The following is a 23,935-nucleotide window of genomic DNA, read 5'->3' as shown; positions in this document are numbered from 1 at the left end:
AAAATAATATATTAATCACAATGACCATAGTATCTTTTTATAAGATAAATTTGTTGCAAAATAAGAAGTAAAAACTGCAACGCTTAGCATACTATACATAATTACAAGCTGGAAAAATACAGCCTGCAATGGATCAGCTCCGGCTAATACCATACCTGCTGTGATGCCCGGTATCCATATGATGCCAAGAGTTTTAAGATTGTTTAAGATAGGTATCATTGCTGCTTTAATAGAGTTTCTAATCTGAATTTTTTCTGCTTCTTTTAAAGATGCACCAATAGCAAGAAAAGCTTCTATTAAATCTAAATTATTTTTAACATCACTTCTAAATCTTTCTATCGTTTGAGTATAAGCATTCAAAGCATTGCCTATAATCATTCCACCGATTGGAACAATCTCATTGGCCTTTAACTGTAAAACTCCAAGCAAAACTAAGATTCCTATAATTATAAATGAAGACAGAAATATTGATAAAAACGCAATTTTGTAACCATCGTAAATTTTAACTGTTCTTTGTGCTGTAAATGTTGCAAATAATATCATAAAAAATAATATTAAAGTTAGCTCAAATGGATTAGAAAGCTTTAGAATGTATATTAAAGCATAGCCAAGTATCAAAAGCTGAAAAAAGGCCCTAATGCTGCTAATTAATACATCTTTTTCTAACCCTATCTTCTCTTTGTAGATTATGTACATTGAAATCAGTACAAGAGCATAAGAGAGAAAAAATTTATACTCAATATTCAATCTACAAACTCCTTACAGACTCTTTATAAAGTTTAATGCTGTTCTTCCGTTGTAAGTCCCATATTCTATTGCATAGGCTAATGCTTTTTCTATCAGTAGTCTTTCGTCCATGTTAATGTTGTAAATGGTGGCATAATGTTTAACTAATTTGATAAAATTTTCTTTGTCAAATTTAAAAAATCCAAGTCTTAAACCAAACCTATCCACAAGAGATAGTTTTTCTTCCAATATATCTGATTGTCTTGTGTACTGACTATCCTCTCTATCTGAAAATTTGATAGGAATTAGATTTTTCTTATTTGAAGTGACATAAAATAGCATATTTTCAGGAATTTCAAAAAGTCCACCATCAAGAATTGTTTTAAACTCTTTAAAGTCTTTCTCATCACTTTCAAACGAAAGGTCATCTATAAATAGAATAAAGTAAGCATCTTGATTTTTTATGATAGGATAAAGTTTAAATATGTTTAAAATATCTTCTTTTAATACTTGGATGATTTTTAAGCCTTTATCGGCAAACATTGGAAGCATAGCCTTTACTAAGGAAGATTTTCCTGTGCCTCTTTCTCCCCAAAGTAATACGTTATTTGCCGGCAGTCCTTTTACAAACTTTTCTGTATTTTTAACTATCTCTTGTTTTTGATAATCTATGCCTATTAGATTATCTATATTTACTTTTGCATAATATTTAACTGGCTGTAGAGCTGAGTTATAAAATAAAAACGCTGAATATTCTTTTAATAAAGAGTCTTCAATAAACGGCTCTTTAATGTAAGCTGACAGTATAAGGTCAAGCTTTTTTAGTATATCGTTAAGTATCTGCTGTTTACTCATATAGCCTTTGAAAATCTTCTTTCTTTTTTGTTTCTTAAATATACATCAAAAGTAGATGCGATATTTCTGATTAGAAGTCTTCCAATAGGCGACACGTCTATTCTGCCTGGATATAATATCAACAGTCCATCTTCCTCCATTTCTTTTAAGCTTTCTAATTCTTGTTTAAAATACTCATCAAATTTTATGTTGAATTTTTCTTCTATTTCTGATTTTATTAGTCTAAAATGACACATGAGCTTCATTATAACTTCTCTTCTAATAATATCATCTTGTGCTAGATAGACTCCTCTTTCTATTGGTAGCTGACTGTTTTCTATTGGCTCATAATATTCTCTTAAAACTTTGTAGTTTTGAACGTAAGCGTCATAAAGCATGCTTATAGAGGTAGCTCCAAATCCAAAAAGCTCAGCTTCTGCCTTTGTTGTGTATCCTTGGAAGTTTCTATGAAGAGTTCTTTCTCTTTGTGCTATTGCCAACTCATCATTCGGCTTTGCAAAGTGGTCCATACCGATGAACACATAGCCTGATTTTGTAAGCTTTTCTATTGTCATTTGGAGAATTTTTAGTTTTTCCTCCGGTGGCGGAAGAGTTTTTTCATCTATATTTCTTTGTAATCTTTTAAGCCATGGAACATATGCAAAGTTAAAAACTGCGATCCTATCCGGGTTTAATTTAATTGTTTTATCTATTGTATCTGAAAAGGTTTCAAGTGTCTGATAAGGTAGTCCATAGATTAAATCTATGTTTACACTTTCAAAGCCTGCTTCTCTGAACCATTTCATAACGTTTAAAATCATCTCTTCTGGCTGGATTCTGTTTACCGCCTGTTGTACTTTTGGATTAAAGTCTTGAATTCCAAAGCTTGCTCTGTTAAAACCTATCTTTCTCAGTAGGAAAATTCTATCTCTATCAACATGTCTTGGGTCTATTTCTATTGATATTTCTGCTTTTTCATCTATTTGAAATCTTTTTTTAATCTCATCAAAAAGTTCTACTGTCTCTTCATCTGAAAGATAGTTTGGAGTACCACCACCCCAATGAAGCTGAACAACTTTTCTATTGTTAGCATCAATAAGGGTTTTATATAGGTCCATCTCTTTATAAATATGGTCTAAATAAGGCTTAACTACTTCTTTTCTTCTTGTAATGATTACATTACAGCCACAAAAATGACAAGCATTTTCACAAAAAGGTATATGGAAATATAGAGATAATGGCGTTTTTCTTTCATTAGATTGGATTATTTTCTTTACATACTCAGCTTTATCTATATCTGGTGTAAATTCTGTAGCCGGTGGATAACTGGTATATCTTGGTGCTGGCTTATCGTATTTCTTTATCATATCAATATCGAACTCTACTTTTTGAGATAAAAATTCCATATTTATCACTCCTTTTTGATGCTAATTATTTAACATATTATAATTTAAATTTATTCTTGTCAAATTTTTATGGTGGATGTAAAGGAGTGAAAAAGTTAAGAGTTAAATATCTATGCGTATATTTAGAAATACCCTGTGTGAGAAATTCAATAAAAATATGAGATTCTTCTTTCATATGCTTGATTATCAAGTTTTCCTTGCCATCCTGAGGACTTTAGTCCGAAGGATCTCCTCTTTAAATTTTATGAAAATCGCTAATTTCTCATCCAAGTCATTTAATGTCGCCTTTACTACAGAATGTCAAAAATGACAAACAATATGACGCATGACGTGTGAAGTGTATAAAACTTTAAAAAATCATCACATCTTACATCTCGCTTATTTAGTGTATATATCCATCACAAACTTTACAATTTTCTCCTTCAATGGTAAAGATTTCATTACTTCTTTTTTTAGTTTATCAAAATCTTCTTTAAATTCTGCATACTCTAACTCTTTTACAATAAGCTCTAATTGGTCTATCAATTCTAAGGCTTCTTTATAATTTTTATTTTCTAAAAGTTCTTTAACAGCTTTCATGATAACCGGAATGTATTCTTTTTCTATTTTGAGATTGTAATCAATCTGTAGACCTTTTATAAAATTCTCTGCTGCTTCAATATTATTACCTTCCTTAGCTTTTTGCTTTCCTATCTCAAAATAGTATTTTGCCATATCAATAAAATAACTAATCTCTTCTGGAACTAAAATTATTGCCTTTTTCAAATTTTCTATTGCTTCTTGATAATTTCCAATATTTGCCAAGGCATGAGCTTTATAAACATAAGCATCCACGAAATACTTATTTTTTTCTATAGTCCTATTAAATTGTTCAATAGCTGGCTGATATTTACCGGCGTTATAAAAGATTTTACCAAGAGAGTAATAGTATCTATCATCCCCTTCTTGATGAGAAACTTTTTCAAGATATTTCATTGCTTTCTCATCATTTCCAGATATAAGCTCTATCTGTGCAAGAAGAGAATACGCTTCTTTTAGTTTTGGATTTAACTGGATTGCTTTTTCTAAATCTTTTTTGGCCTCTTCAAACTCTCCTTTTTGTATATAGACTCTACCTCTTTCAAAATAGGCATCTGCATAATCTGGTTTTAATCTAATTGCTTCTGATAGTTCAACAATTGCAACTTCCAAACTTTCTTGGTTTAGGTCATGGGTTGCAACTTTACCTCTCCAATAATGAACCTCTGGAATTTCTGGGTCTAACAAAATAGCTTCGTCTAATAAAGTAATTGCCATCTCAAAATTTTCATTTTCGTAATGATAAATAGCTTTGTTTAATAGGTGGTAAGCTTCGCTTGCAACACTCATTTTAAATACCTCTAAAATTTATGATACTATTTATTATAATGCTTTTTTAAAAATAATGATGAAAAAAGTGATAAAAATCATAAAAGATAATAAATATGTAAAGTTTGCTATAAAAGTTTTTCTAAATCTTACTTCAGTATTTATTTTTTTATCAATCATAATCTTAATTTCTTTGTATGTGATTTCTAACTATAGGTTAATTCTTAATCAGTTTGGAATTTTCATAGAAGATGATTGTAATTTATCAAAAAATCAATTTTATTGTAATTATATAAAAATAACAGACAAAAAAGAATTTGACGTTAACTTAGAAAAAGTCAGCGGAACATTTAATCTAAAAAGTTTATTCAACACAGAACCTATTTTAGATTTAAACATTGAAAACCTAAAAGGCACATACATAAATGATTTAAAAGCTCCTCCATCTAAAAAGATTGATGGAATTTTTTACACTTACCTAATCACTAACTATGTATCAGCAAACATAAAGAATGGTGAATTTTTAGTCAAGAACATAGAAGAAAATGCAGATTTAAACATAAAGAATATAAGCTTGTACAATATTGATAATGGCATTTATGTTAAAAATGATGTTTCTATAGATTATTTAAAGTCAGGAAAAACTTATAATTTCATCATAAAAAATCAATCAAATAATCCGGCTTTGACTGTGTATCCAAATAAACTAATCACAAAAAATATATCCATTACAACATCTTACTTTAAACCAGAAAATCCAAATTTATTGATAAAACAACTTATTTTAAATGATGACAAAACTTTTAAAATAGATGCAAATCTTAAAGCATCAAATCTTGTTTATGAGAGTATCAACCTTATAAATCTTAATGCTGATTTAAACATAGAAAAAAAGAAAGATGTAAAAGTTTCTTTTAATGGAAATGTTGCAAAGATATTACGCGAAAATATAAGCGTTACTAATCAAAAGTTTGATGGAGAATTAGAGTTAATTGAAAAAGATAAAACTTTCTTAAAAGGTAAGTTAAAAAGCAGCATTAATAATCTGATTGCTGATAATATGTCATTTGGAGAGTTGAATTTAGATTTAAAATTCGATTATGATAAATCTCAAAAAATTACTGGGAAATTAAGCTCAAATTTTGCAAATGGAAGCTTTGACTTTAACGAAAAAAGACTAATTTTAGACTTAAATACTTCATCAATTAAAAATGTTTTATCTCTGTTAAAACATAAAGATGAAATTCTTAGCTCTATTGACGGCTCGGCGAATTTAAAGATTGATTATCCGTTAGACTCTAAAATCTTAAAATTTGAAATAAAATCAAACAATCCAACATTTTTAGGCTTTAAATATGAATCTTTAAGCGGTAGTGGTAATGTAGACTTAAAAAATTATAGTATGTCATTTTCTGGAAACTCCTTTTCAAAGACTTCAAAATTAGATTTTAACGGAAGTGTAAATCAGTTTAATTCAGAAAATCTAAACTTTAAGGTTAGTCTATCATTTGATAATACAATTCTTGAAAATTTAATGTTTTTAAAAAATATCCCAATCAAAGGAGTAGTTAATGGTAGCGGTGTAATTTTCGGAAATTTAAAATCTTTTGAAATAAATCTAAATGGATTGGCTAAATCTTTTAGTTATGAAGAAATTAATCTAAGCAATGTCAATTACTCATTAAATTTCAAAGATAAAAATCTAACTGTAAATGGAAATTATCAAAGCAGTCTTAATTATGTTGTTAATGCTGATTTGAATAAGAATAAAACAGATATAAATCTTGTGCTTAAAGATTTTGACCTATCTCCTGTATATCCATTCTTGAAAAAGCATGTTGAAATTTTAAATAGATTTAATGTGTATAAATCTTCTGGAAATGTCGATATATCTATTGAAAATAAGCAGTGGAATGTAAAGTTAGACTTGCAAGACATAAAAGCTCAAGAAAAGGAATTTAATATACCTTTAAACATTAAACTCTCTGGAATGATTACGGAAAAATTAAAAGATTTAAAAATAACAGCCCAAGCTAATAAGTTTAACTTCAAAGACTACTTTATAGACGATTTAAATTTAGATTTAAAGCTTTTAAATGATAGGTTGAATTATTCGCTGAAAATAAATTCAAGTAATCTAAATGATAAATTCAAAAACCTTAGCCTTTTAGCAGATGGATTATATTCAATTTCAGAAAATAAGATAAACGGAAATCTATCTTCAAGCCTAAATATACCAAATGGAAAGCTAAGTTTCAGCGGAAGAATTTCTGGCGGATTAGATAAATATGACGGTAGCTTAAAAATATCCATTTTAAAAGATGGTAAAGAAACAGTCATAAATCCAAAAATAAGTGGAGATAAAGACAAATTAGTTGCAAATATTGATGGATTAAATTATGAAATAAATAAAAGAATTAAACTAAATACTGGTGATGGAATATTAATCATCAACTTTAATAAAGATGATTTTTCAAAAAGTAGTGGAATAATAGAAATAAAAGATTTTGAAATAAAAGAAAATGAACTTTCTTTAATAAAGCTAAAGGAATTAAAAGGTATTATTAAAGATATAAGTATTCAGTTTTCAAACCTATACTTTGAAGGCATCGCAAAAGGCTATATAAATAAGCTAATTTATAATCTTGACAATGAAATCTTAGATGTTTTGGTAAAAGGTGAACTTGACAAAAGATATATCTCTCAGTTTTTAAAGTACGTTATTTTAGACGGTAAAGTTAGTTTTGTTTATGGGTACAATGGAAAAATTGACAAGATTTTAGAAGATAGTGAATTAAACCTAATTGGCAATAATATGAATCTAAAAACTCCTTACATATCAAATATCGTAAGTATAGATAAGTTTAATATTAAAATGAAAGATTTGTTATATGTTGATATAAAGGGAAATACAAGGTCGTCTTTCGGAGATAGTTATATCCAAATAATTGGAAATATAAATCCTGACGCTAAAATAGGAGCTATTAAGATAATTTCTCAGGTTCTACCGGTTAAATATCAAAACATGTTTAACAGTGTTTTAAATACAAATACAGATGTAAAAATTGAAAAAGATAAAATTCTTATAAACAGCTTAAATCAAACAACAGGAAAAATAAAAATTGAGCCTGAATTCTTTACAAAAGAATCAAAAGAAGAAAAGCCTGAATTTTTGAAAAATATAAATTTAAACGTAAAAATCAATACTTTCTCTCCTATCTTTGTTGAAGGAAGCTGGGGAAAAGTTTATGCAGAAGGTAAATTAGATATCACAGGAACAGCATATAATCCAATCGTAAATGGAAATATAAGAATCAATTATGGAAAGGTTGACTTTTTAAAAGTCAAATACAACGTTGATTACATTGATTTAAAAATAATAAATAATAAAGCATATGTAAGCGGAAGATTGTCAACGCAAGTATCCGGAACTTATATTTATGTAAATCTATCAGGACCGGCTGAAAATATAAAATATGATTTCTTCTCAACCCCACCAAAATCAAAAGATGAAATACTTACTTTGCTATTAATAAAACAAACACCTGAACAGTTAGCATCAAGCGGTCTATTTAATATTCTTGGTGGTGTTGCAAAAATTTTATCACCGTTTAAAGAAGAAAGTGAAGAATCAGGACTGTTTGGAACAGGGTTTAATGTAAATGTTATTCCATCTTACAACCCTACACAGGGTATTACGTTTAACGTCTACGTACAAAAATACCTTACAAGAAAAATCTATTTAGGCTTATCAAGACCTGTTGGAAACACTTTGAATACTTTTGGTTGGTATGAAGGTGGATATAGATTCACAGAAAGAAGTTCTTTTGTAATTAAATTCTTTGAAAACAATGCAAGGTCTGGAGAAATTACGTTTACATTACCGTTTGATTTTTAAAGTTGAAATTGAGTCTGCTTACAAAAATCCGCATCAAATCCATATCGTCATTTCTGAGCGAAGCTAAGAATCTCCACCTTTTACCTCTCACTTTCTCACTTACTTACTTTCTCACCTTATTTAAAAAAAAGAAGATCCTTCGGACTTACGTCCTCAGGATGACAGAGAAAGGTTAAATGTCAAGCATTAAAGAAGGGTAACCTTATTTGTCATTCTACAGATCGGCGAAAAAATCTCTACCTTTTACTGAATTTCTTACGCGACGTAATTTAAAACCTTATTCTCTCCATTTTATAGAACATCCCATTGATGGATACTGAACCGGGTTTATTGGTTTTCCTTCTGCTAAGTTTGTAATCGCTTCTTTTAATTCTTCTTTTGTAACTTTTGATTCATCTTGCCAATTATCATCAATTCTTCCATGATATACAAGCTTATGGTCTTTATCAAATAGATAAATATCTGGTGTACACTGTGCTTTAAAAGCTTTTGCTACTTCTTGAGTTTCGTCTATTAGATAAGGAAATGGAATTCCCCATTCTTTTATCTTTTCTATCATTTTCTCCGGTGCATCTTCTGGATAATTTGGATGGATATTTGGATTTATTGCAACTGTATTTATACCAAGTTCTTTTGCGTATTTAGACAATCTTATTAACCTTGGCCATACAGCAATAGCATAGGGGCAGTGATTGCAAATAAAGACTACCAATAACCCTTTTTCACCATACAGGTCATCACTTTTATAAACATTACCGAATGTGTCTTTTAGTTCAAAATCTGGCATTCTTGTTCCAAGTGGTATATCAACTGAATACATTAAAGCCATGTTTAACCTCCTTTGAAAAATTCTATTAATTCATTTAGTTTTTTAACTTCTATTTGACCTGGTGCGAAAGATTGTCCTATATACGTATATGTTATCAAACTTCCAAACATAAATCCAGTCACTCTTGTAATTTTGCCAATCTCACCCATTGATATAGCAACAATATTTTTATCCTTATTTTTATTAGTGATACACATAACCCTTGCCACATCTTCAAAGGTATTGGCTTTAAAGGCATATTTTACTATATCTGCTCCTTGGATTTTACAATCGTCAATTAATTTTTGGATTTCATCTTCTGTCGGTGTTTTTTCAAAATCATGATAAGACATTAAAAGCAATTTACCTTTGCTTTTGGCAATTTCTTTAACTTTTTCTTTTATGTTTGTTGATGTGTACTCTATATCTATGATATCAACAAAATCAATAACAGCATTGAAGATTTTCAATCTTTCAGAATCCGGTATATCTGACCCTCCTTCTAACTTACTTCTTACGGTTGCGATGGTATAAAAATCATAATACTTAACTTTATTAGCCACTTCTTTTATGTGATTTAATTCTTTGTTTTCAAATTGGTCTATACGTAGTTCAATAATATCGATACTATTTATAATTGCATTGTTTAATGTGATTTCTAAATCTTTGTCTGTTATGGGCAGTGCAATCATTGGTGTTTTTTTAAACATTCTTTTCCTCCCATGGTTCGTATTCTAAAATCTGGTTAAAAGTATATGAACATTTTTCCGGAAAATCTTTTTCTGTTGGCTTTCTTCCGAAATATTTGTTTGCTAAATGTTTATTTTCTGGATATTTAAACCAGTTAATCAATCTTCTAACTGCACTTTTCCAAGCTAATTCAATTTCTTCTTTTGCTTTATTCTTTAATGAGGGGCTTTCTTCAAATAAGTCATAAATCTGATTTCTTGATGAAAGAATACTTCTAACCCAGCTATTTCCCATGTTTTCATTTTCTCTAAAGTTCTCCCATTTATAAAGATGCTCTAAGATAATAGCCATAAAACTAATTACACTTCTAAGTTCGCTTCTTCCCATACTCTCAAGCTCCTCTATCACATTGTCCCAGTCTACCAAATCAAACTCTTTGTTTTTAAGAAGTTCTACGTTTTCTATTATCCACTTGTAGAAATCTTTATCGTATAATGATTTTAGCTCTTCTTTACTGACAGTTTTTGTAGCCATGGCAACACCTCTTTAAAAGTTTGCTATTGTGATAAAATATATACCTTCAAAATTTTAGCACAAAATAAATAACCGTTGAAAAACACAGGAGAAATAATGTTTAGAGTCGCAATAGTAGGAATACCAAACGTCGGTAAATCTTCATTGTTTAACAGAATTATAGGACAAAGGAAAGCCATTGTAGAGGATATACCCGGTGTAACGAGAGATAGAATTGTATCTACTGCAGAATGGAGGGGTGTAAAATTCGAAGTGGTGGATACTGGCGGGTATATTACCGGCGATGAAGATAAATTCGCTCCATACATAAGAAAACAGGTTGAAAAAGAACTTGAATTATCAGATCTGTTTATTTTTGTTGTTGATGGAAAGCAAGGATTAACCCCGCTTGATAAAGAGATTGCAAACATTCTTCACAGAACCGAAAAACCTGTCATTGTAGCAGTCAATAAAATTGACGACCCGGAGAAAGAAAAATTAGCATATGAATTTTATGAACTTGGATTTGAGAATATTATTCCCATATCTGCCATTCAAAAACTTGGTTTAGCAGAGTTGTTGGATAAAGTTGTTGAGTATATTCCGGAGTATGAAAAAGAAATTCAAGAAGAGGAAGAAAAAGAAGAAAAAAGAGATTACATAAAAGTTGCTATCGTTGGAAAGCCAAACGCCGGAAAGTCCTCTTTAATAAACGCACTTTTAAATGAAGAAAGAGTTTTAGTTTCCGAGATACCCGGAACTACAAGAGATACTGTTGATATTTTGTATGAAAAGGACGGGCAAAAATTTCTGTTTTTAGATACTGCTGGAATGAGAAAAAAATCAAAAGTAGATTTTGGATTAGAATTTTTTTCTGTAGGAAGAACGATAGAGGCTATAGAAAAGGCTGATGTGGTTGTCCTTGTGATAGATGCAAATCAAGGAGCAACAGAGCAAGATACAAAGATAGCAGGATTGATCCAAAGAAGATACAAGCCGGCAGTAATTGTTATAAACAAAATTGATACTGTTGATAAAAAAACTTTAGAAAAAGTAGAAAAACAAGTTAGAGAAAGGTTATATTTTATAAGCTATGCACCAATAGTGTTTACATCTGCAAAGACAAAAGAAGGTTTAGATGAACTATTGGAAAAGATTGTCTATGTTTACAATCAAGCATGGAAAAGAGTAGGCACAGGTCAGTTAAACAGAGCTATAAAACAAATACAAAATCTAAGACAACCGCCTACATATCAAGGTAAACCTTTAAAGATCTACTATGCTACGCAGCTTGAAGGTAAACCACCTGCATTTTTACTTTTTGTTAATAAAGCCGAAGGCTTCAAAGAAAATTATGTAAAATTTTTAGAAAACAATTTAAGAAAATTACTTGGATTGGAAAATGCACCGATAAAATTAATATTCAGAGGAAAAGAAGAGGAAAAAGATAAATGATAGCCTATTCATTGCAACTTAATTTAGAGCTTGGAAATGTTGAAAGTAACATTAAAAAAGTATTTGATATTTTAAAGTCAGATAAGATTAAATCAGAATCTTTAGTTTTGCTACCCGAGATGTTTAGCTGCGGCTTTGATAATGAAAGGCTTTTGGACCATTCAAGAAAAACACCAAAAATTTATAGAGAATTACAAAAAATTTCTCATGATAAAAAACTTGTTATAGCCGGGACATTGCCCGAAAGAAAAAGAAATGATATTTACAATATGGGATTTGTAATAGATAATGGAGAGATTACAGCAAAAAGACCAAAGATAAAACTGTTTACCCCAACAGATGAACATAAATATTATAAAGCTGGTAAAAATATACATTTAGATATAACAGAGAGTTCAGCCGGTAATCTTGGATTTATGATATGCTTTGAGCTTAGATTTCCTAATATATCTTACAATCTAAGAAAGAAAGATGTTGAAATTATCCTTGTGCCTGCACAATGGGGAAAGGAAAGGGCTGAACATTTAAAAATACTATCAAGAGCGCGAGCGATAGAAACTCAGTCTTATGTAATTATATCCAATACCGTTGGCAAAATAGGAGATTTAGAATATGCAGGAAATTCTGCCATATACTCACCATGGGGAGATATTCTTGATATTGAAAGAAATGAAGAAGGTATAATTTCTGCGGAAATAGATTTGGATGAGGTGTATAAAATAAGAAGTAAAATAAAGATGGAGTTTTGAGGATGGATTACAGAAAAAGATTAGAAGAGCTGATTAGAGAAAGAGCTTTAAAAGTAGCAGATGAGCCAATTTTTAAGCTTTCTTCCGGGAAAATGAGTAATTATTACTTGGATTTAAGAACAATCACATTAGACCCGGAAGGTGGATATTTAATCGGAAATCTAATTTATGAGATGGTTAAAGATAAAAAGCCTGATGCTGTAGGTGGTTTAACTCTTGGAGCTGACCCTATTGCATACGCTACATCTTTAATTTCTTTTATAAATAAAAATCCTATCAAGCCTTTTGTGGTAAGAAAAGAGCCGAAAGGTCATGGCACTGGAAAGCAGATTGAAGGAAATATAAAACCGGGTGAAAGTGTGTTTATTCTTGAAGATGTTGTAACTACAGCCGGGTCTTCTCTTAAAGCTTGCAAAGTGGCAAAAGATTTTGGATTAAATATTCTTGGTGTGATTGCGTTAGTCGATAGAGAGGAAGGCGGAGAAGAGAATCTGAGAAAAGAAGGCTTTGAGCTAATATCGGTGTTTAAGGTTTCAGAGTTTTTGAAAAAGTAAGATATAGAGTTCTCTTATTCAGTTTGAGAGTATTCTAGGCAATTTGTAGAATTATAATATAATCTTACCGTCGGCTTACATCTAACAAAAACTGATATTTCCTATCAGCTTGTTAGACTTCGACCCTCTATACCCATTAGGGTATAGACTTACCCGCCTTGCTATTCTACCTATTGGGTAGAAATCGCAGGAGCTTGATTTCTTGCCTTTTAACAAACTTGGCACGTTTCTATTGAAACATTAGCCAAGCTTATGTATATTATACGACAAATCTAATAATTTATCAAAAGAGTGTTCCGAAATTTTTGTAAATTTGCCTTTCCTTGTCATCCTGAGGACGAAGTCCGAAGGATCTCCTCTTTTAAAAAGGTGAGAAAGTGAGTAAGTGAATAAGTGAGAGGTAAGAAAAACAGGAGATTCTTCGCTCGGCTGTAGAATGACACGAATGATGGTTTTATTATATAGCAGCGAAGTGAAGGATCTCCTTTTTAAATGTCTTTTAAAAGGAAGAGAAACAAAAAGGGGGATTCTTTGCCTGACTGCAGAATGACGGACGAAAGGTTAATTAATTTTCAGACTTAGTTAAAATTTTGAACATTCCCAGTTTTTGCAATTCAATCCCACCTTGTAAAAGGTGAAGAGTTCTCGCTGGTTATGGTAAAAATAAGATAGTTTTTGTCTGTCAATTATCTAACTTTCTCATCTTTTCACTTTTTCACTTTCAAATAAAAAAGCCCGCGTGAAGCGGGCAAGGATTAGGGAGGTAAGCCTAAGGGATTATATTAGTGAATATTTTTCCAAATTTTCTTTTTCCATGCAAAAGTTAATCCAGCCATGACTAATAAGTAGCCTAATACCCAAACACCTAATCTATTTCTTTGGTCTCTGTGTGGGTCTGCTATCTGATCAAGATAAGCTACAGTTTTTTCTGTTGCTTCTTTTGTTAAACCAAGTCTTGGCATTGATGTACCAGGAAGACCATTTTGAGGATTGTTTATAAAACTTTCTAAGTATTCTAATTCCTTAGCTCTACCCATAACAGATAAATCTGGTGGGAATTTTCCAAGATATGCTTTTAAGTTATCTTTTGGAGTTTCTGCTTCAATTTTTTGATATTTTACAGAGTGACATCTTCCGCAAGCTTCAACTACTATTTCTTTACCTGTTAAATCTTTCTTAGCAACAGAAGACAAGTAAGCAATTATATTAGCCACATCTTCGTCAGAAAGCTGAGCCATAGGTGGCATTGCAAGCTTTGGATTTTTTGTTGATTCTTGAGGATTTTTAATAAACGCAGCAAGGAATTTATGGTCTACGATTGCAGCAATGTTTGATAAATCTGGAGGAACAACGTTAAAAGACGTTATAGCAGCATTTTTATCCATTCCTGGATTTATACCATCATTTTTTACACCGTGGCAAGATGCACAGTTCGCCATAAATAACTCTTTTCCTTTTGCAGCATCGCCACCAGTTGGAGCAGATACTTTTAAATCAGAGTATACATAATCTGGTTTTTTGACTTCTCCGTGCATAACAGAATGTGCATATGGTTCTATCCCCCAGTATCCTATCAGAACTATTACAACCAGTATTGCTAATATTTTAAGTTCTTTCATAATTATCTACCTCCTGCCACTTTTTTCTTTTCTATTTTTGAAACAATAGGAAGTGCCAAGAAGAATGCGAAGTAAATTAAGCTACCAACAAATCCAAGCCAAGCATACAATCCAGTAGGAGGTAATTTTCCAAGAATTGTTAAGAAAACAAAGTCAGCGATAAATATCCAGAAAAGAACTTTATAGATTGGTCTATGCTTTCCGCTTACGATTGGAGATGTGTCAAGCCATGGTAAAAATGCTGCAATAAACATACTAAGAACAAATGCGATAAGTCCAAGGTTTTGGCTAAAGAAGAATCCTCTTAAAACTTCATAAAACGCCAAGAAATACCATTCTGGATAAATATGCATTGGAGTTTGTAAGTAGTCCGCAGGTTGAAAGTTAATTGGGTCCATTGCAAATTCATATTGATAGAAAACTAAATAGAAGAAGAAAATTAAGAAAATTGACATAACAAAGAATTCCTTAGCCATAAATACTGGCCAGAATGGGATTCCTTTTCCATGTTTTTTCTCTTCTTTTGTGTAATGTTCACCATCTTCGTTGTTTGAACCAGGTATTCTAACTGCATAAAGGTGAATTGCTGTAAATACAATAAGTAATAATGGTAAAAATACTACGTGTAATGCAAAGAATCTTGTCAATGTTGCATCTTCAACTATGTAGTTACCTCTTATCCAAATAACTAAATCTGGACCAATAAATGGGATTTTTTCAAATAATGTAGTGATTGTTTGAGCTGCCCAGTAAGACATTTGACCCCAAGGAAGAAGATAACCAGTAAATGCTGTTGCAGACATTAAAACAAAAAGAATGTATCCTGTAATCCATACTATTTCTCTTGGTGCTTTAAAAGAACCATAGTAAATTCCTCTTGCCATATGGATAAATAAAACTAAAAACATAATAGATGCACCAACGGCATGCGTATGCCTAAATAACCATCCGTACTCAACATCCATCATTATTGTTTTATTGACACTGTCAAATGCAAGGTGTGCATCTGGTTTGTAGTACATCAATACAAAAATACCACTTACTACTAATATTGCAAAAACAAGCATTACAAGTACGCCAAAACTCCATAAAAAGTTAATATTTTTTGGCACATAATACTCTGTAAGCATTACTTTTACAAGTTCTCTAACGGCTAATCTCTCATCCAACCAATCTATAAATTTCATCTTCAACCTCCTCTATGTTTTTATGTAGTTAGACCTTTTTCTTTCATTTGTTTGTATTCAGGACCTTCTTCACCTAAAACAATAGTAGTTCCTTGAATTTTAAATGGTGGAACATCTAACGGTCTTGGTGGTGGTCCAAATATGTTTTTTCCGCAAGCATCATACTCACCGCCATGACATGGGCAGTGCCAAATTTTTTTGTCTGCTTCCCAGTTTGGAATACAACCAAGGTGCGTACAAATACCCATTACGACTGTGTACTCGTCTTTTACACTTCTGTCTTTGCATTGAACCATGTCCGGAGTTTTTCTCAAAACAAATACAGGTTTTCCTCTCCACGATACAACTTTAAGTTCTCCAGGTTGCACTGTTGAAATGTCAAAGCTTACTGTTGCTTGGGCTTTTACTTCTGGAAGTGGTTCCCAAGTTTTATACATTCCATACAAAACTCCACCAACGCCTACCGCAGCCCATCCACCCATAGCATACAGTAGGAAGTCTCTACGGGACATTTTTTCATCTGCCATAACTTTACCTCCTGCTAAATTTTTAATGATAATTATCATAACCCGTTTTAAACAGTTTGTAAATACTTACTAAATTAAATTCTGATTTTTTATATTTCATTGATATCTATCAATTTTTTATAGAAGAACATTTTACCGGTATATCAGATATGAAAATTATATGTCGGGGTGAGAAACTCAATAAAAGTAGGAAATTCTTTGGCGGCTGCAGAATGACAACTTTACTTCCACTTTTCCACTTTATTTTTCACCCTGAGGACGTAAGTCCTAAGGATCTCTTTTTTAATTCAATAAAAACGACTAATTTCTCATCCAAGGTATATTTTCCAATAAACAATGTCTATGTGTTATAATTTTAAAATGAAAAAGTTCAAATTTAATAAGACAAATATATACGTAAGCGAAAAATCTGATGGAAATTTCAGAGATAGAAAAAACTTGGAAAGAGTCAAAAAAGAATTAAATCTAAAAGAAATCTTTCTGCCAAATCAAAAACATACAAACATCGTTTTAAACTACAATGAAGATTTAACTCAGCCGTCAGATGCAGTTTATACAGATAAACCAGCTGCTGCCGTTGGAGTGCTAACTGCAGATTGTATACCATTAGTTTTATTCAATGATAATGAAATATCTTTAATTCATGCAGGTTGGAGAGGATTATTAGGCGGAATTGTGGAAAATGCATACAAAAAATTTAAAGATAAATCTAATATATTTGCTTTTATTGGTCCATCTATAAGAGGATGCTGTTATGAAGTTTGTTTTGATTTTATAAATCAGTTGAACATATCAAATGATTTCTTTACAATATCTAAGGATAAATATTTTGTTGATTTAAATAAAATTCTTAAAAATAAGCTTGAAAAATTGCATGTTAATGTAGTATACGAGATTGATGAGTGTACAAAATGTGGTAAAAACTTTTTTTCTTACAGAAATGGCAATTTAGAAGAGAGAATTTTAACCTTAGCATTTATTGAAGGAGAATAGGGATGGGATTAAAAGATTTTGTAGATAAGCTTAAAAATATAAAAAAAAGCAGGATAAAGATTGAAGAAGGAGCCTGGATAAAGTGTGATAAATGTAAGAACATTTTATATATAGAGGATTTATTAAAAAACTTAAAGATATGTCCTCATTGTGGATATACTTTTAGAATGAATGCAAAAGAGAGGGTAGATTCTCTTTTAGATAAAGTTTATTCTTATGACCTTTTTCCGAAGATAAAACCTGTTGATATTATAGGATTTAAAGACACAAAAAGATACAAAGACAGGCTTAAAGAAGCACAGGAAAAAACAGGCTTAAACGATGCAATCATCATAGCTCATGGAAATATTTATGATAGAGAAGTTGTTTTAGCATCTATGGACTTTAACTTTATGGGCGGTAGTATGGGAAGTGTCGTAGGTGCTAAATTTGTTAGAGGAGTTGAGTTTGCTATAGAAAAAAGTATACCTTTTATCTCTGTTGCAGCATCCGGTGGAGCAAGAATGCAGGAAAGTATAGTCTCTTTAATGCAAATGGCAAAGACTGCAATTGCGATAGACAGATTAAATAAAGCAGGGATTTTGTATATTTCTGTTTTAACAGACCCGACAATGGGTGGTGTTTCCGCAAGCTTTGCATTTCTTGGAGATATAATAATAGCGGAACCAGAAAGTTTAATAGGATTTGCCGGTCCAAGAGTTATAGAACAAACTATTAGACAACAGCTTCCAGAAGGCTTTCAACGAGCAGAGTTTTTATTAGAAAAAGGACAGATAGATATGGTAGTGGATAGAAAAAATCTAAAAAAGACAATATATACTTTAATAAGACATACTCATGGATAGAAACGTAATAGTTATAGTAGGTGCCCATAATAGCGGTAAAACAACCTTTATTGAAAAAGTGGTATCTATACTATCTGAGGAAGGTATAAAAGTAGCATATATTAAACATGATCCAAAAGGCAAAGCTAAAACAGATACAGAAGGAAAAGACAGTTATAGAATTTATAACGCAGGAGCGACAGAGGTTATAGTAGCATCTCCAAATAAAATATCGCATTTTAAAAAAGTTCAAGACTATATATTAGAAGATTTAATAAAATCTGTAGACCCAAAGATTGATATAATAATAGTAGAAGGATTTAAAACCGCTAAAAACTTTAAAAAATTTGAAGTAATCAGAAAACAAGAGAATAGAGATTTAATGCTGAAAGACGATTTGGATTTAGTTGGAGTGATAACCGATTATTACGATTTTCCATTAAGATTTGATATTAATAATCCGAAGGAATTTATTGACTATTTAAAATCAAGTATGTTGGGGGCGAAATGATGCTTCTTCATATAATTTTTGCCGGAAGAGTCCATGGTGTTGGCTTTAGAAAGTTTGTGAAAAGGAAGGCAGATGAGTTTGGAGTAAAAGGTTTTGTTAGAAATCTACCAGATGGGACTGTTGAAGTTTTAGCAGAAGGAGATGAAGAAACATTAAAATCTTTTTTTGACGCTATTGAAAACGGACCCCCTTTAGCTGAAGTAAACGGCATTAGATATGAATTTATTGAAAAAGACGGAGGCTTTGATGAGTTTAAAATTGAGTATTAAAATAGGTTTGTTTTCTTCTATTTTTCCTTTAATTGCCTTTGCTGAAACATACACAGTTCAGAAAGGAGATACACTTGAGAAAATAGCAAGAAAATTTAACGTTAGCGTAGAAGAAATAAAAAAGGTAAATAATATAAAAGATGAAAGAAAAATAAGAGATGGAATGAAATTAGAAATACCAACAAAAGAGACTAATTCTAAGAAAGAAACTAAGAAAGAAATTAAAAAGACATCAAAAAAAGAATCTGAAAGAAATAAAGAATTAACTTATGTAGTTCAAAAGGGAGATACATTAGAAACGATAGCTAAAAAATATGGATTTACTGTTAAAGAACTTATGGATTACAACGGTATGAAGGATGAAAAAATCTTTGCAGGGGATGAGCTTAAGATACCCCCAAAAGGCGCAAAAATAGCACAAAAACAAGAACAAAAAGAACAAGAAAAAAGAGACTTGTCAAGCTGTGAAGTTTATGTTTTAAAACGTGGTGGAACATTAAAGCACGTATCTAAAAAACTTGGCGTAAATGTTAAAACCTTAGAAAAATTAAACAATATTTCGGCTGATAAGTGGCTAAAAGCTGGAGAAAAAATTTGTATCGGAGAAAAGAAGGAGGAAAAAACAGCCGAGACAACCCAAAAGAAAGCTTCAGAATGTACTTTAGTTTATAGACCCAAAAGTACAGTTTCTTTAAATGAAATTTCAAGAAAATTCAACGTACCTGTAGAAAAACTCAAAAATTGGAATAATTTATCAAAATCAACAATTCCGGCCGGTCAAGAAGTCTGCGTAGCTAAAGAAGAGGTTGAGTCTGAACAAGCAACCCAAGAAGAGAAAAAAACAAAAATTATAGTTTATAAAGTAAAAAGAGGAGATACGCTTGAAAAGATTGCAGAAAAATTTGGTGTTTCTAAAGAAGATATTATCTCATTAAACAATCTTAAAAGAGAAAAAGTTTACTATGGTCAAAGACTGAAAATACCGGCAACTGTTGCTATTAAAACAGAACAACCTGAAAAACCGAGAGAAAAAGAAAAGTCAGAAGAAACTCAAGTTAAAGTAGAGACCAAGCAACCACCTTTACCAAAACCTGTTGAACCAAAAGAAACCGAAAAAGAGACTGTAAAGTTAGAAGGTGTTAAATTATCATGGCCTGTAAAAGGTAATGTTGTAGCTAAATTTCAAAATGACGAACAGGTTAGACATCTTGGTATAGATATAGAAACAGACTGCGGTCAAAGTGTAAAAGCTGCTGCAGATGGAAGAGTTATTTATGCCGGAGATGGAATAAAAGCATTTGGAAACTTGGTAGTTATAAGACACAATAACGGATTAACAACTGTATATGGATATTTGGATGATATATCCGTTAGAGAAGGAAAGGTTGTCAATAGAGGAGATGTAATAGGTAAAGCTGGAAAGCTTAAGAATTCTGACAAATGTGGAATTTATTTTGAAGTTAGAAAAAATGTAACACCTGTAGACCCATTGAATATTTTAGAATAAAGGAGTGACAGAATGGTTGAAGAATTTCCGCGAATAAAGAGATTACCACAATACGTTTTTGCTGTAGTTAATGATTTAAAGGCAAGGTTAAGAAAAGAAGGTGAAGATATAATAGACCTTGGTATGGGAAACCCTGACCTACCACCAGCACCGCATATAATAGAAAAACTTTGTGAATCAGCCAAAAAGAAAACAACCCATAGATATTCTATGTCTCAAGGAATTCCAAGATTAAGAAAAGCTATAACAGACTTTTATAAAAAAAGATATGACGTTGATTTAGACCCGGAAAAAGAAGTTATTATGACCATTGGTTCAAAGGAAGGTTTAGCGCATCTTATGCTTGCAATGCTTGAGCCGGGCGATATAGCAATGGTGCCAAGTCCAAGATATCCTATTCATTACTACGCACCGGTAATAGCAGGGGCAAGCGTTTTAACAGTTCCGCTACCTTTTGAAGGGGATGACTCTCAAAAACAAGAGCAGTTTTTAAAAAATATTTATGAAACATATGAAGACTCTTACCCTGAAGCAAAGGTATTGATTCTAAACTTTCCAAACAATCCAACGACAATGACAGTTGATATAGAATTTTTTAAAGAAATTGTTAAATTTGCTAAAAAGAAAAAATTATGGATTGTCCATGACCTTGCATATGGAGACTTATGTTACGATGGATATAAAGCTCCAAGCATTCTTCAAGTAGAAGGCGCAAAAGATGTTGCAGTAGAAACTTACTCTTTAACAAAAGGTTTTTCAATGGCTGGTTGGAGAGTAGGATTTGTTCTTGGAAATGAAACCTTAGTATACAATCTTAAAAGAATAAAAAGTTATTTAGATTATGGAATGTTTACACCTATACAGGTTGCAAGCATCATCGCCTTGGAAGGTGATTATTCAGTTGTGGAAAAAGCAAGAGATATTTACAGCAAAAGACTCGATATTCTTGTTGATGGATTAAATAAAGCCGGCTGGAATGTACAAAAGCCGAAAGCAACCATGTTTTTATGGGCTAAAATCCCGGAAAAATTCCAACATATGGGTTCTGTTGAATTTAGTAAGTTTTTATTAACAGAAGGAAAGGTAGCCGTTGCACCGGGTATTGGCTTTGGTGAACACGGGGAAGGTTATGTTAGATTTGCTGTTGTAGAAAACGAAAAACGAATAAGACAGGCGGTTTCTAACATCAAAAAATTAATGAGAAAGTAATGTTCTTGTACATTATTAAAAGACTTTATCAAATGATTCCCATTTTGCTGGGAATCACTTTTTTATCCTTTCTTATCATTCAAATGGCACCGGGTGATTACTTAGACCAGCTTAAAATGAACCCTCAAATCTCAGAAAAAACTTTAAAACAGCTTGAAGAAACTTACGGATTAAACCAACCAATTTTAGTTCAATACTTTAAATGGCTTATAAATGCCATCAAATTTGACCTTGGATACTCTTTTAGCTACAACATGTCGGTTTTAGACTTAATCAAAGATAGGATAGGAAACACCCTATTTCTATCCATCACTTCCGGCGTTTTAGCATGGCTTTTGGCAGTTCCACTTGGAGTTTTGGCAGCGGTTAAACAAAATAGCATCATTGATAAAGTAGTTCAAGTTTTTTCTTTTACGTTTATGTCTCTACCCGGCTTCTTTTTGGCTTTTATTTTATTATTCTTCTCAGTTAAAACAGGAGTTCTGCCAACCGGTGGAGCAGTTAGCCCAAATTACGACCAAATGAGCTTGTTTGAAAAAATCTTAGATAGGCTATGGCATGTGAGCCTACCGGCTTTTGTTTTAGCTATAACATCTTTAGCCGGTCTTGTTAGACTAGTAAGAAGTGCTATGGTAGAATCTCTTCAATCTGAGTATGTAATGTTTGCAAGGTCAAAGGGACTAAAAGAAAAGGATATAATTTTAAAACATGCTTTGAGAAATGCTTTAAATCCTTTTATAACTATACTTGGATTTGAAATTGCTTCATTGCTTTCCGGTGCTGCATTGATAGAAATAATCGTAAACTGGCCTGGAATGGGAATGTTAATGCTTGACGCTGTATTATCACAGGATTTATACCTTGTGATGGGTGGTTTATACATCGGCGCAATTATGCTTATTATTGGAAACTTAATAGCCGACATTCTCCTTGCAAAGCTTGACCCAAGAATTAGAATGAGAGAAGTTGAAGGAATCTTAAAGTAATGGAGCTGCTTAAGTATATAAAGAAAAATAAATTAGCTTATTTATCCCTTTATCTGATTGGGATTTTTTACTTTTTAGCAATCTTTGCCGACTTTATAGCCCCTTATCCTTACGACATTCAGCATAGAGATACACCTTATCACCCACCTACCCAGATACATTTTTTTGACGAAAAAGGAAACTTTCATCTTAGACCTTTTGTTTATAAATACGAATTGATAGACCCAATTTCAAAAAGCTATAAAATTAACTATGATGTTAAGCATCCTATATACTTTTTTACCCATGGACATACTCATTACCTTCTTGGGTTTATTAAAACAGACTTACATCTTTTTGGAGTAAAAGAAGGAAAGATTTTTTTGCTTGGTGCTGATAATCTTGGCAGAGACATATTTTCAAGAATGCTTTATGCATCAAGGATTTCATTATCTATTGGACTTATTGGAGTTTTTCTTTCATTTTTAATAGGTGCGATAGTGGGCGGGATTGCTGGATACTTTGGCGGAAGAGTTGACAATATTCTGATGAGAATCTCAGAAATTGTAATGTCATTTCCGGGCTTTTATCTTATGCTAACGCTAAGGGCTGTATTTCCAATCACATTGTCTTCTGTGGAGGTTTTTCTTCTGATAGTTGTTATACTTTCTTTTATTGGCTGGGCTGGACTTGCAAGGGTAATTAGAGGAATGGTTTTATCTATTAGAGAGCAGGATTTTGTCTTAGCGGCAAAAAGCTATGGTGCTTCATCTTTTAGAATTATAATAAAACATATTTTACCAAATACTTACTCATATCTTTTGATTGCCGCAACCTTAGCTATTCCGGGTTATATTCTTGGAGAGAGTGCGCTGAGCTTGCTTGGTCTTGGAATTCAGGAGCCTTACGCAAGCTGGGGGAATATGCTTGCATCAGCAAGAAGCATAACAGCCATATCTCAGTATCCATGGATACTTGCCCCTGGGGTTGCTATATTTCTAACAGTACTTGCTTTTAATCTTTTAGGTGATGCTTTAAGGGATGCTTTAGACCCAAAATTAAAAAGATTGATTAAGTAGATAAAGGAGATGATTAAAAGAAGTAATCCATCTGACTAAAGTCCTCAAATTTGACCGGCAAAAGTAAAATTATATCCACATATTCATTGAGACTGTTCTAAAAAGTTTTTAACAAAGAGATTATTGTTGTCAATCTAAGCATAAGCGAAGAATCTCATTTTTGTTCTTATCTTGCTTTCGAATAACAATAAAAGAGAGACCCGTAGGACTAAAGTCTTCAAAATGGCGAGGAAAGGTAAAATTATATTTACATACTCATTCCACA

At 31.7% G+C, this 23,935-nt stretch carries 22 protein-coding genes; 12 read left to right on the top strand and 10 right to left on the bottom strand.

All coding sequences use genetic code 11. The annotated features are described in order from the left end of the window. Positions 1–15 precede the first annotated feature (15 nt). The 4 genes from fetB to SYO3AOP1_RS07500 all read right to left on the bottom strand — a co-directional run bounded on the left by fetB (position 16) and on the right by SYO3AOP1_RS07500 (position 4,334). The gene (fetB, locus tag SYO3AOP1_RS07515) at positions 16–747 is read right to left on the bottom strand and encodes an iron export ABC transporter permease subunit FetB (RefSeq protein ID WP_012460125.1); all 732 of its coding nucleotides are present in this window, start codon (positions 745–747) and stop codon (positions 16–18) included. A gap of 12 nt (positions 748–759) precedes the next feature. Next, positions 760–1,581, bottom strand: a complete 822-nt coding sequence (locus SYO3AOP1_RS07510) for an ATP-binding protein (RefSeq protein WP_012460124.1) — start codon at positions 1,579–1,581, stop codon at positions 760–762. Beyond that, positions 1,578–2,966 (bottom strand): oxygen-independent coproporphyrinogen III oxidase, encoded by a 1,389-nt coding sequence (hemN, locus tag SYO3AOP1_RS07505; protein WP_012460123.1) that lies wholly within the window; start codon positions 2,964–2,966, stop codon positions 1,578–1,580. The genes SYO3AOP1_RS07510 and hemN overlap by 4 nt, the downstream gene beginning before the upstream one ends. A gap of 378 nt (positions 2,967–3,344) precedes the next feature. Next, positions 3,345–4,334, bottom strand: a complete 990-nt coding sequence (locus SYO3AOP1_RS07500) for a tetratricopeptide repeat protein (RefSeq protein ID WP_012460122.1) — start codon at positions 4,332–4,334, stop codon at positions 3,345–3,347. Between the two features lie 58 nt (positions 4,335–4,392). Between SYO3AOP1_RS07500 and SYO3AOP1_RS07495 the strand changes: the two genes are divergently transcribed. After that, entirely contained in the window at positions 4,393–8,211 is a 3,819-nt protein-coding gene (locus SYO3AOP1_RS07495) for a translocation/assembly module TamB domain-containing protein (RefSeq protein ID WP_198001831.1), read from the top strand. Between the two features lie 277 nt (positions 8,212–8,488). Here SYO3AOP1_RS07495 and SYO3AOP1_RS07490 read toward each other — a convergent pair whose 3' ends face one another. The 3 genes from SYO3AOP1_RS07490 to SYO3AOP1_RS07480 are packed head-to-tail and all read right to left on the bottom strand — an operon-like array spanning position 8,489 to position 10,243. Next, positions 8,489–9,040: a thioredoxin family protein gene (locus tag SYO3AOP1_RS07490; protein ID WP_012460120.1), complete on the bottom strand. Its 552-nt coding sequence runs from the start codon at positions 9,038–9,040 to the stop codon at positions 8,489–8,491. A gap of 2 nt (positions 9,041–9,042) precedes the next feature. After that, entirely contained in the window at positions 9,043–9,729 is a 687-nt protein-coding gene (gene aroD / locus SYO3AOP1_RS07485; RefSeq protein ID WP_012460119.1) for a type I 3-dehydroquinate dehydratase, read from the bottom strand. Then, positions 9,722–10,243 carry a DUF29 domain-containing protein gene (locus SYO3AOP1_RS07480; RefSeq protein WP_012460118.1) on the bottom strand — a complete coding sequence of 174 codons (522 nt, stop codon included), beginning with the start codon at positions 10,241–10,243 and terminating at the stop codon, positions 9,722–9,724. Before SYO3AOP1_RS07480 ends, aroD begins: the two co-directional genes overlap by 8 nt. Positions 10,244–10,339: 96 nt before the next feature. Here SYO3AOP1_RS07480 and der point away from each other — a divergent pair, with 96 nt between their 5' ends. The 3 genes from der to pyrE are packed head-to-tail and all read left to right on the top strand — an operon-like array spanning position 10,340 to position 12,980. After that, positions 10,340–11,677, top strand: coding sequence for a ribosome biogenesis GTPase Der (gene der, locus SYO3AOP1_RS07475; protein ID WP_012460117.1), 1,338 nt, complete (start codon positions 10,340–10,342; stop codon positions 11,675–11,677). Further along, on the top strand, positions 11,674–12,426 hold the full coding sequence (locus SYO3AOP1_RS07470; RefSeq protein ID WP_012460116.1) for a nitrilase-related carbon-nitrogen hydrolase: 753 nt from the start codon (positions 11,674–11,676) through the stop codon (positions 12,424–12,426). The genes der and SYO3AOP1_RS07470 overlap by 4 nt, the downstream gene beginning before the upstream one ends. Positions 12,427–12,428: 2 nt before the next feature. After that, the gene (pyrE, locus tag SYO3AOP1_RS07465; RefSeq protein ID WP_012460115.1) at positions 12,429–12,980 is read left to right on the top strand and encodes an orotate phosphoribosyltransferase; all 552 of its coding nucleotides are present in this window, start codon (positions 12,429–12,431) and stop codon (positions 12,978–12,980) included. Between the two features lie 782 nt (positions 12,981–13,762). Here the strand turns inward: pyrE and SYO3AOP1_RS07460 are convergent. From SYO3AOP1_RS07460 to SYO3AOP1_RS07450, 3 genes are read right to left on the bottom strand one after another with little or no spacing between them, the layout of a single operon-like run. Continuing rightward, positions 13,763–14,599 (bottom strand): c-type cytochrome, encoded by an 837-nt coding sequence (locus SYO3AOP1_RS07460; RefSeq protein WP_012460114.1) that lies wholly within the window; start codon positions 14,597–14,599, stop codon positions 13,763–13,765. Between the two features lie 2 nt (positions 14,600–14,601). After that, positions 14,602–15,786, bottom strand: coding sequence for a cytochrome bc complex cytochrome b subunit (locus SYO3AOP1_RS07455; RefSeq protein WP_012460113.1), 1,185 nt, complete (start codon positions 15,784–15,786; stop codon positions 14,602–14,604). Positions 15,787–15,806: 20 nt separating this feature from the next. Then, a complete protein-coding gene (locus SYO3AOP1_RS07450; protein ID WP_012460112.1) occupies positions 15,807–16,313 on the bottom strand; it encodes a Rieske 2Fe-2S domain-containing protein in 507 nt (168 codons plus the stop codon). Positions 16,314–16,673: 360 nt separating this feature from the next. Here SYO3AOP1_RS07450 and SYO3AOP1_RS07445 point away from each other — a divergent pair, with 360 nt between their 5' ends. The 8 genes from SYO3AOP1_RS07445 to SYO3AOP1_RS07410 are packed head-to-tail and all read left to right on the top strand — an operon-like array spanning position 16,674 to position 23,670. Then, positions 16,674–17,306 (top strand): polyphenol oxidase family protein, encoded by a 633-nt coding sequence (locus tag SYO3AOP1_RS07445; protein WP_012460111.1) that lies wholly within the window; start codon positions 16,674–16,676, stop codon positions 17,304–17,306. A gap of 2 nt (positions 17,307–17,308) precedes the next feature. After that, positions 17,309–18,151 carry an acetyl-CoA carboxylase, carboxyltransferase subunit beta gene (gene accD / locus SYO3AOP1_RS07440; RefSeq protein ID WP_012460110.1) on the top strand — a complete coding sequence of 281 codons (843 nt, stop codon included), beginning with the start codon at positions 17,309–17,311 and terminating at the stop codon, positions 18,149–18,151. Next, complete coding sequence (gene mobB / locus SYO3AOP1_RS07435; RefSeq protein ID WP_012460109.1) at positions 18,144–18,641, top strand: molybdopterin-guanine dinucleotide biosynthesis protein B; 498 nt, start codon at positions 18,144–18,146, stop codon at positions 18,639–18,641. The genes accD and mobB overlap by 8 nt, the downstream gene beginning before the upstream one ends. Next, positions 18,641–18,910: an acylphosphatase gene (locus SYO3AOP1_RS07430; RefSeq protein WP_012460108.1), complete on the top strand. Its 270-nt coding sequence runs from the start codon at positions 18,641–18,643 to the stop codon at positions 18,908–18,910. Before mobB ends, SYO3AOP1_RS07430 begins: the two co-directional genes overlap by 1 nt. Then, positions 18,888–20,417 carry a LysM peptidoglycan-binding domain-containing protein gene (locus SYO3AOP1_RS07425; protein WP_012460107.1) on the top strand — a complete coding sequence of 510 codons (1,530 nt, stop codon included), beginning with the start codon at positions 18,888–18,890 and terminating at the stop codon, positions 20,415–20,417. Before SYO3AOP1_RS07430 ends, SYO3AOP1_RS07425 begins: the two co-directional genes overlap by 23 nt. Before the next feature lie 12 nt (positions 20,418–20,429). Further along, complete coding sequence (locus tag SYO3AOP1_RS07420) at positions 20,430–21,626, top strand: aminotransferase class I/II-fold pyridoxal phosphate-dependent enzyme (protein WP_012460106.1); 1,197 nt, start codon at positions 20,430–20,432, stop codon at positions 21,624–21,626. Beyond that, positions 21,626–22,612, top strand: a complete 987-nt coding sequence (locus SYO3AOP1_RS07415; protein WP_012460105.1) for an ABC transporter permease — start codon at positions 21,626–21,628, stop codon at positions 22,610–22,612. The genes SYO3AOP1_RS07420 and SYO3AOP1_RS07415 overlap by 1 nt, the downstream gene beginning before the upstream one ends. Then, positions 22,612–23,670: an ABC transporter permease gene (locus tag SYO3AOP1_RS07410; RefSeq protein ID WP_012460104.1), complete on the top strand. Its 1,059-nt coding sequence runs from the start codon at positions 22,612–22,614 to the stop codon at positions 23,668–23,670. The genes SYO3AOP1_RS07415 and SYO3AOP1_RS07410 overlap by 1 nt, the downstream gene beginning before the upstream one ends. Positions 23,671–23,935 lie beyond the last annotated feature (265 nt).

The sequence above is a fragment of the Sulfurihydrogenibium sp. YO3AOP1 genome (genome assembly GCF_000020325.1).
Taxonomy (GTDB): domain Bacteria; phylum Aquificota; class Aquificia; order Aquificales; family Hydrogenothermaceae; genus Sulfurihydrogenibium.
This window is presented reverse-complemented; position numbering and strand designations above follow the sequence as displayed.

Bases quoted from the DNA above. Each gene is read 5' to 3' on its own strand.
- SYO3AOP1_RS07415 (WP_012460105.1), top strand. From the start codon at position 21,626: ATGTTCTTGTACATTATTAAAAGACTTTATCAAATGATTCCCATTTTG.
- mobB (WP_012460109.1), top strand. From the start codon at position 18,144: ATGGATAGAAACGTAATAGTTATAGTAGGTGCCCATAATAGCGGTAAA.
- SYO3AOP1_RS07500 (WP_012460122.1), bottom strand. From the start codon at position 4,334: ATGAGTGTTGCAAGCGAAGCTTACCACCTATTAAACAAAGCTATTTAT.
- der (WP_012460117.1), top strand. From the start codon at position 10,340: ATGTTTAGAGTCGCAATAGTAGGAATACCAAACGTCGGTAAATCTTCA.
- SYO3AOP1_RS07480 (WP_012460118.1), bottom strand. From the start codon at position 10,243: ATGGCTACAAAAACTGTCAGTAAAGAAGAGCTAAAATCATTATACGAT.
- accD (WP_012460110.1), top strand. From the start codon at position 17,309: ATGGGATTAAAAGATTTTGTAGATAAGCTTAAAAATATAAAAAAAAGC.
- SYO3AOP1_RS07430 (WP_012460108.1), top strand. From the start codon at position 18,641: ATGCTTCTTCATATAATTTTTGCCGGAAGAGTCCATGGTGTTGGCTTT.
- SYO3AOP1_RS07460 (WP_012460114.1), bottom strand. From the start codon at position 14,599: ATGAAAGAACTTAAAATATTAGCAATACTGGTTGTAATAGTTCTGATA.
- SYO3AOP1_RS07495 (WP_198001831.1), top strand. From the start codon at position 4,393: ATGAAAAAAGTGATAAAAATCATAAAAGATAATAAATATGTAAAGTTT.
- SYO3AOP1_RS07445 (WP_012460111.1), top strand. From the start codon at position 16,674: ATGAAAAAGTTCAAATTTAATAAGACAAATATATACGTAAGCGAAAAA.
- SYO3AOP1_RS07455 (WP_012460113.1), bottom strand. From the start codon at position 15,786: ATGAAATTTATAGATTGGTTGGATGAGAGATTAGCCGTTAGAGAACTT.
- SYO3AOP1_RS07510 (WP_012460124.1), bottom strand. From the start codon at position 1,581: ATGAGTAAACAGCAGATACTTAACGATATACTAAAAAAGCTTGACCTT.
- SYO3AOP1_RS07450 (WP_012460112.1), bottom strand. From the start codon at position 16,313: ATGGCAGATGAAAAAATGTCCCGTAGAGACTTCCTACTGTATGCTATG.
- SYO3AOP1_RS07425 (WP_012460107.1), top strand. From the start codon at position 18,888: ATGAGTTTAAAATTGAGTATTAAAATAGGTTTGTTTTCTTCTATTTTT.
- aroD (WP_012460119.1), bottom strand. From the start codon at position 9,729: ATGTTTAAAAAAACACCAATGATTGCACTGCCCATAACAGACAAAGAT.
- SYO3AOP1_RS07420 (WP_012460106.1), top strand. From the start codon at position 20,430: ATGGTTGAAGAATTTCCGCGAATAAAGAGATTACCACAATACGTTTTT.
- SYO3AOP1_RS07410 (WP_012460104.1), top strand. From the start codon at position 22,612: ATGGAGCTGCTTAAGTATATAAAGAAAAATAAATTAGCTTATTTATCC.
- hemN (WP_012460123.1), bottom strand. From the start codon at position 2,966: ATGGAATTTTTATCTCAAAAAGTAGAGTTCGATATTGATATGATAAAG.
- pyrE (WP_012460115.1), top strand. From the start codon at position 12,429: ATGGATTACAGAAAAAGATTAGAAGAGCTGATTAGAGAAAGAGCTTTA.
- SYO3AOP1_RS07470 (WP_012460116.1), top strand. From the start codon at position 11,674: ATGATAGCCTATTCATTGCAACTTAATTTAGAGCTTGGAAATGTTGAA.
- SYO3AOP1_RS07490 (WP_012460120.1), bottom strand. From the start codon at position 9,040: ATGGCTTTAATGTATTCAGTTGATATACCACTTGGAACAAGAATGCCA.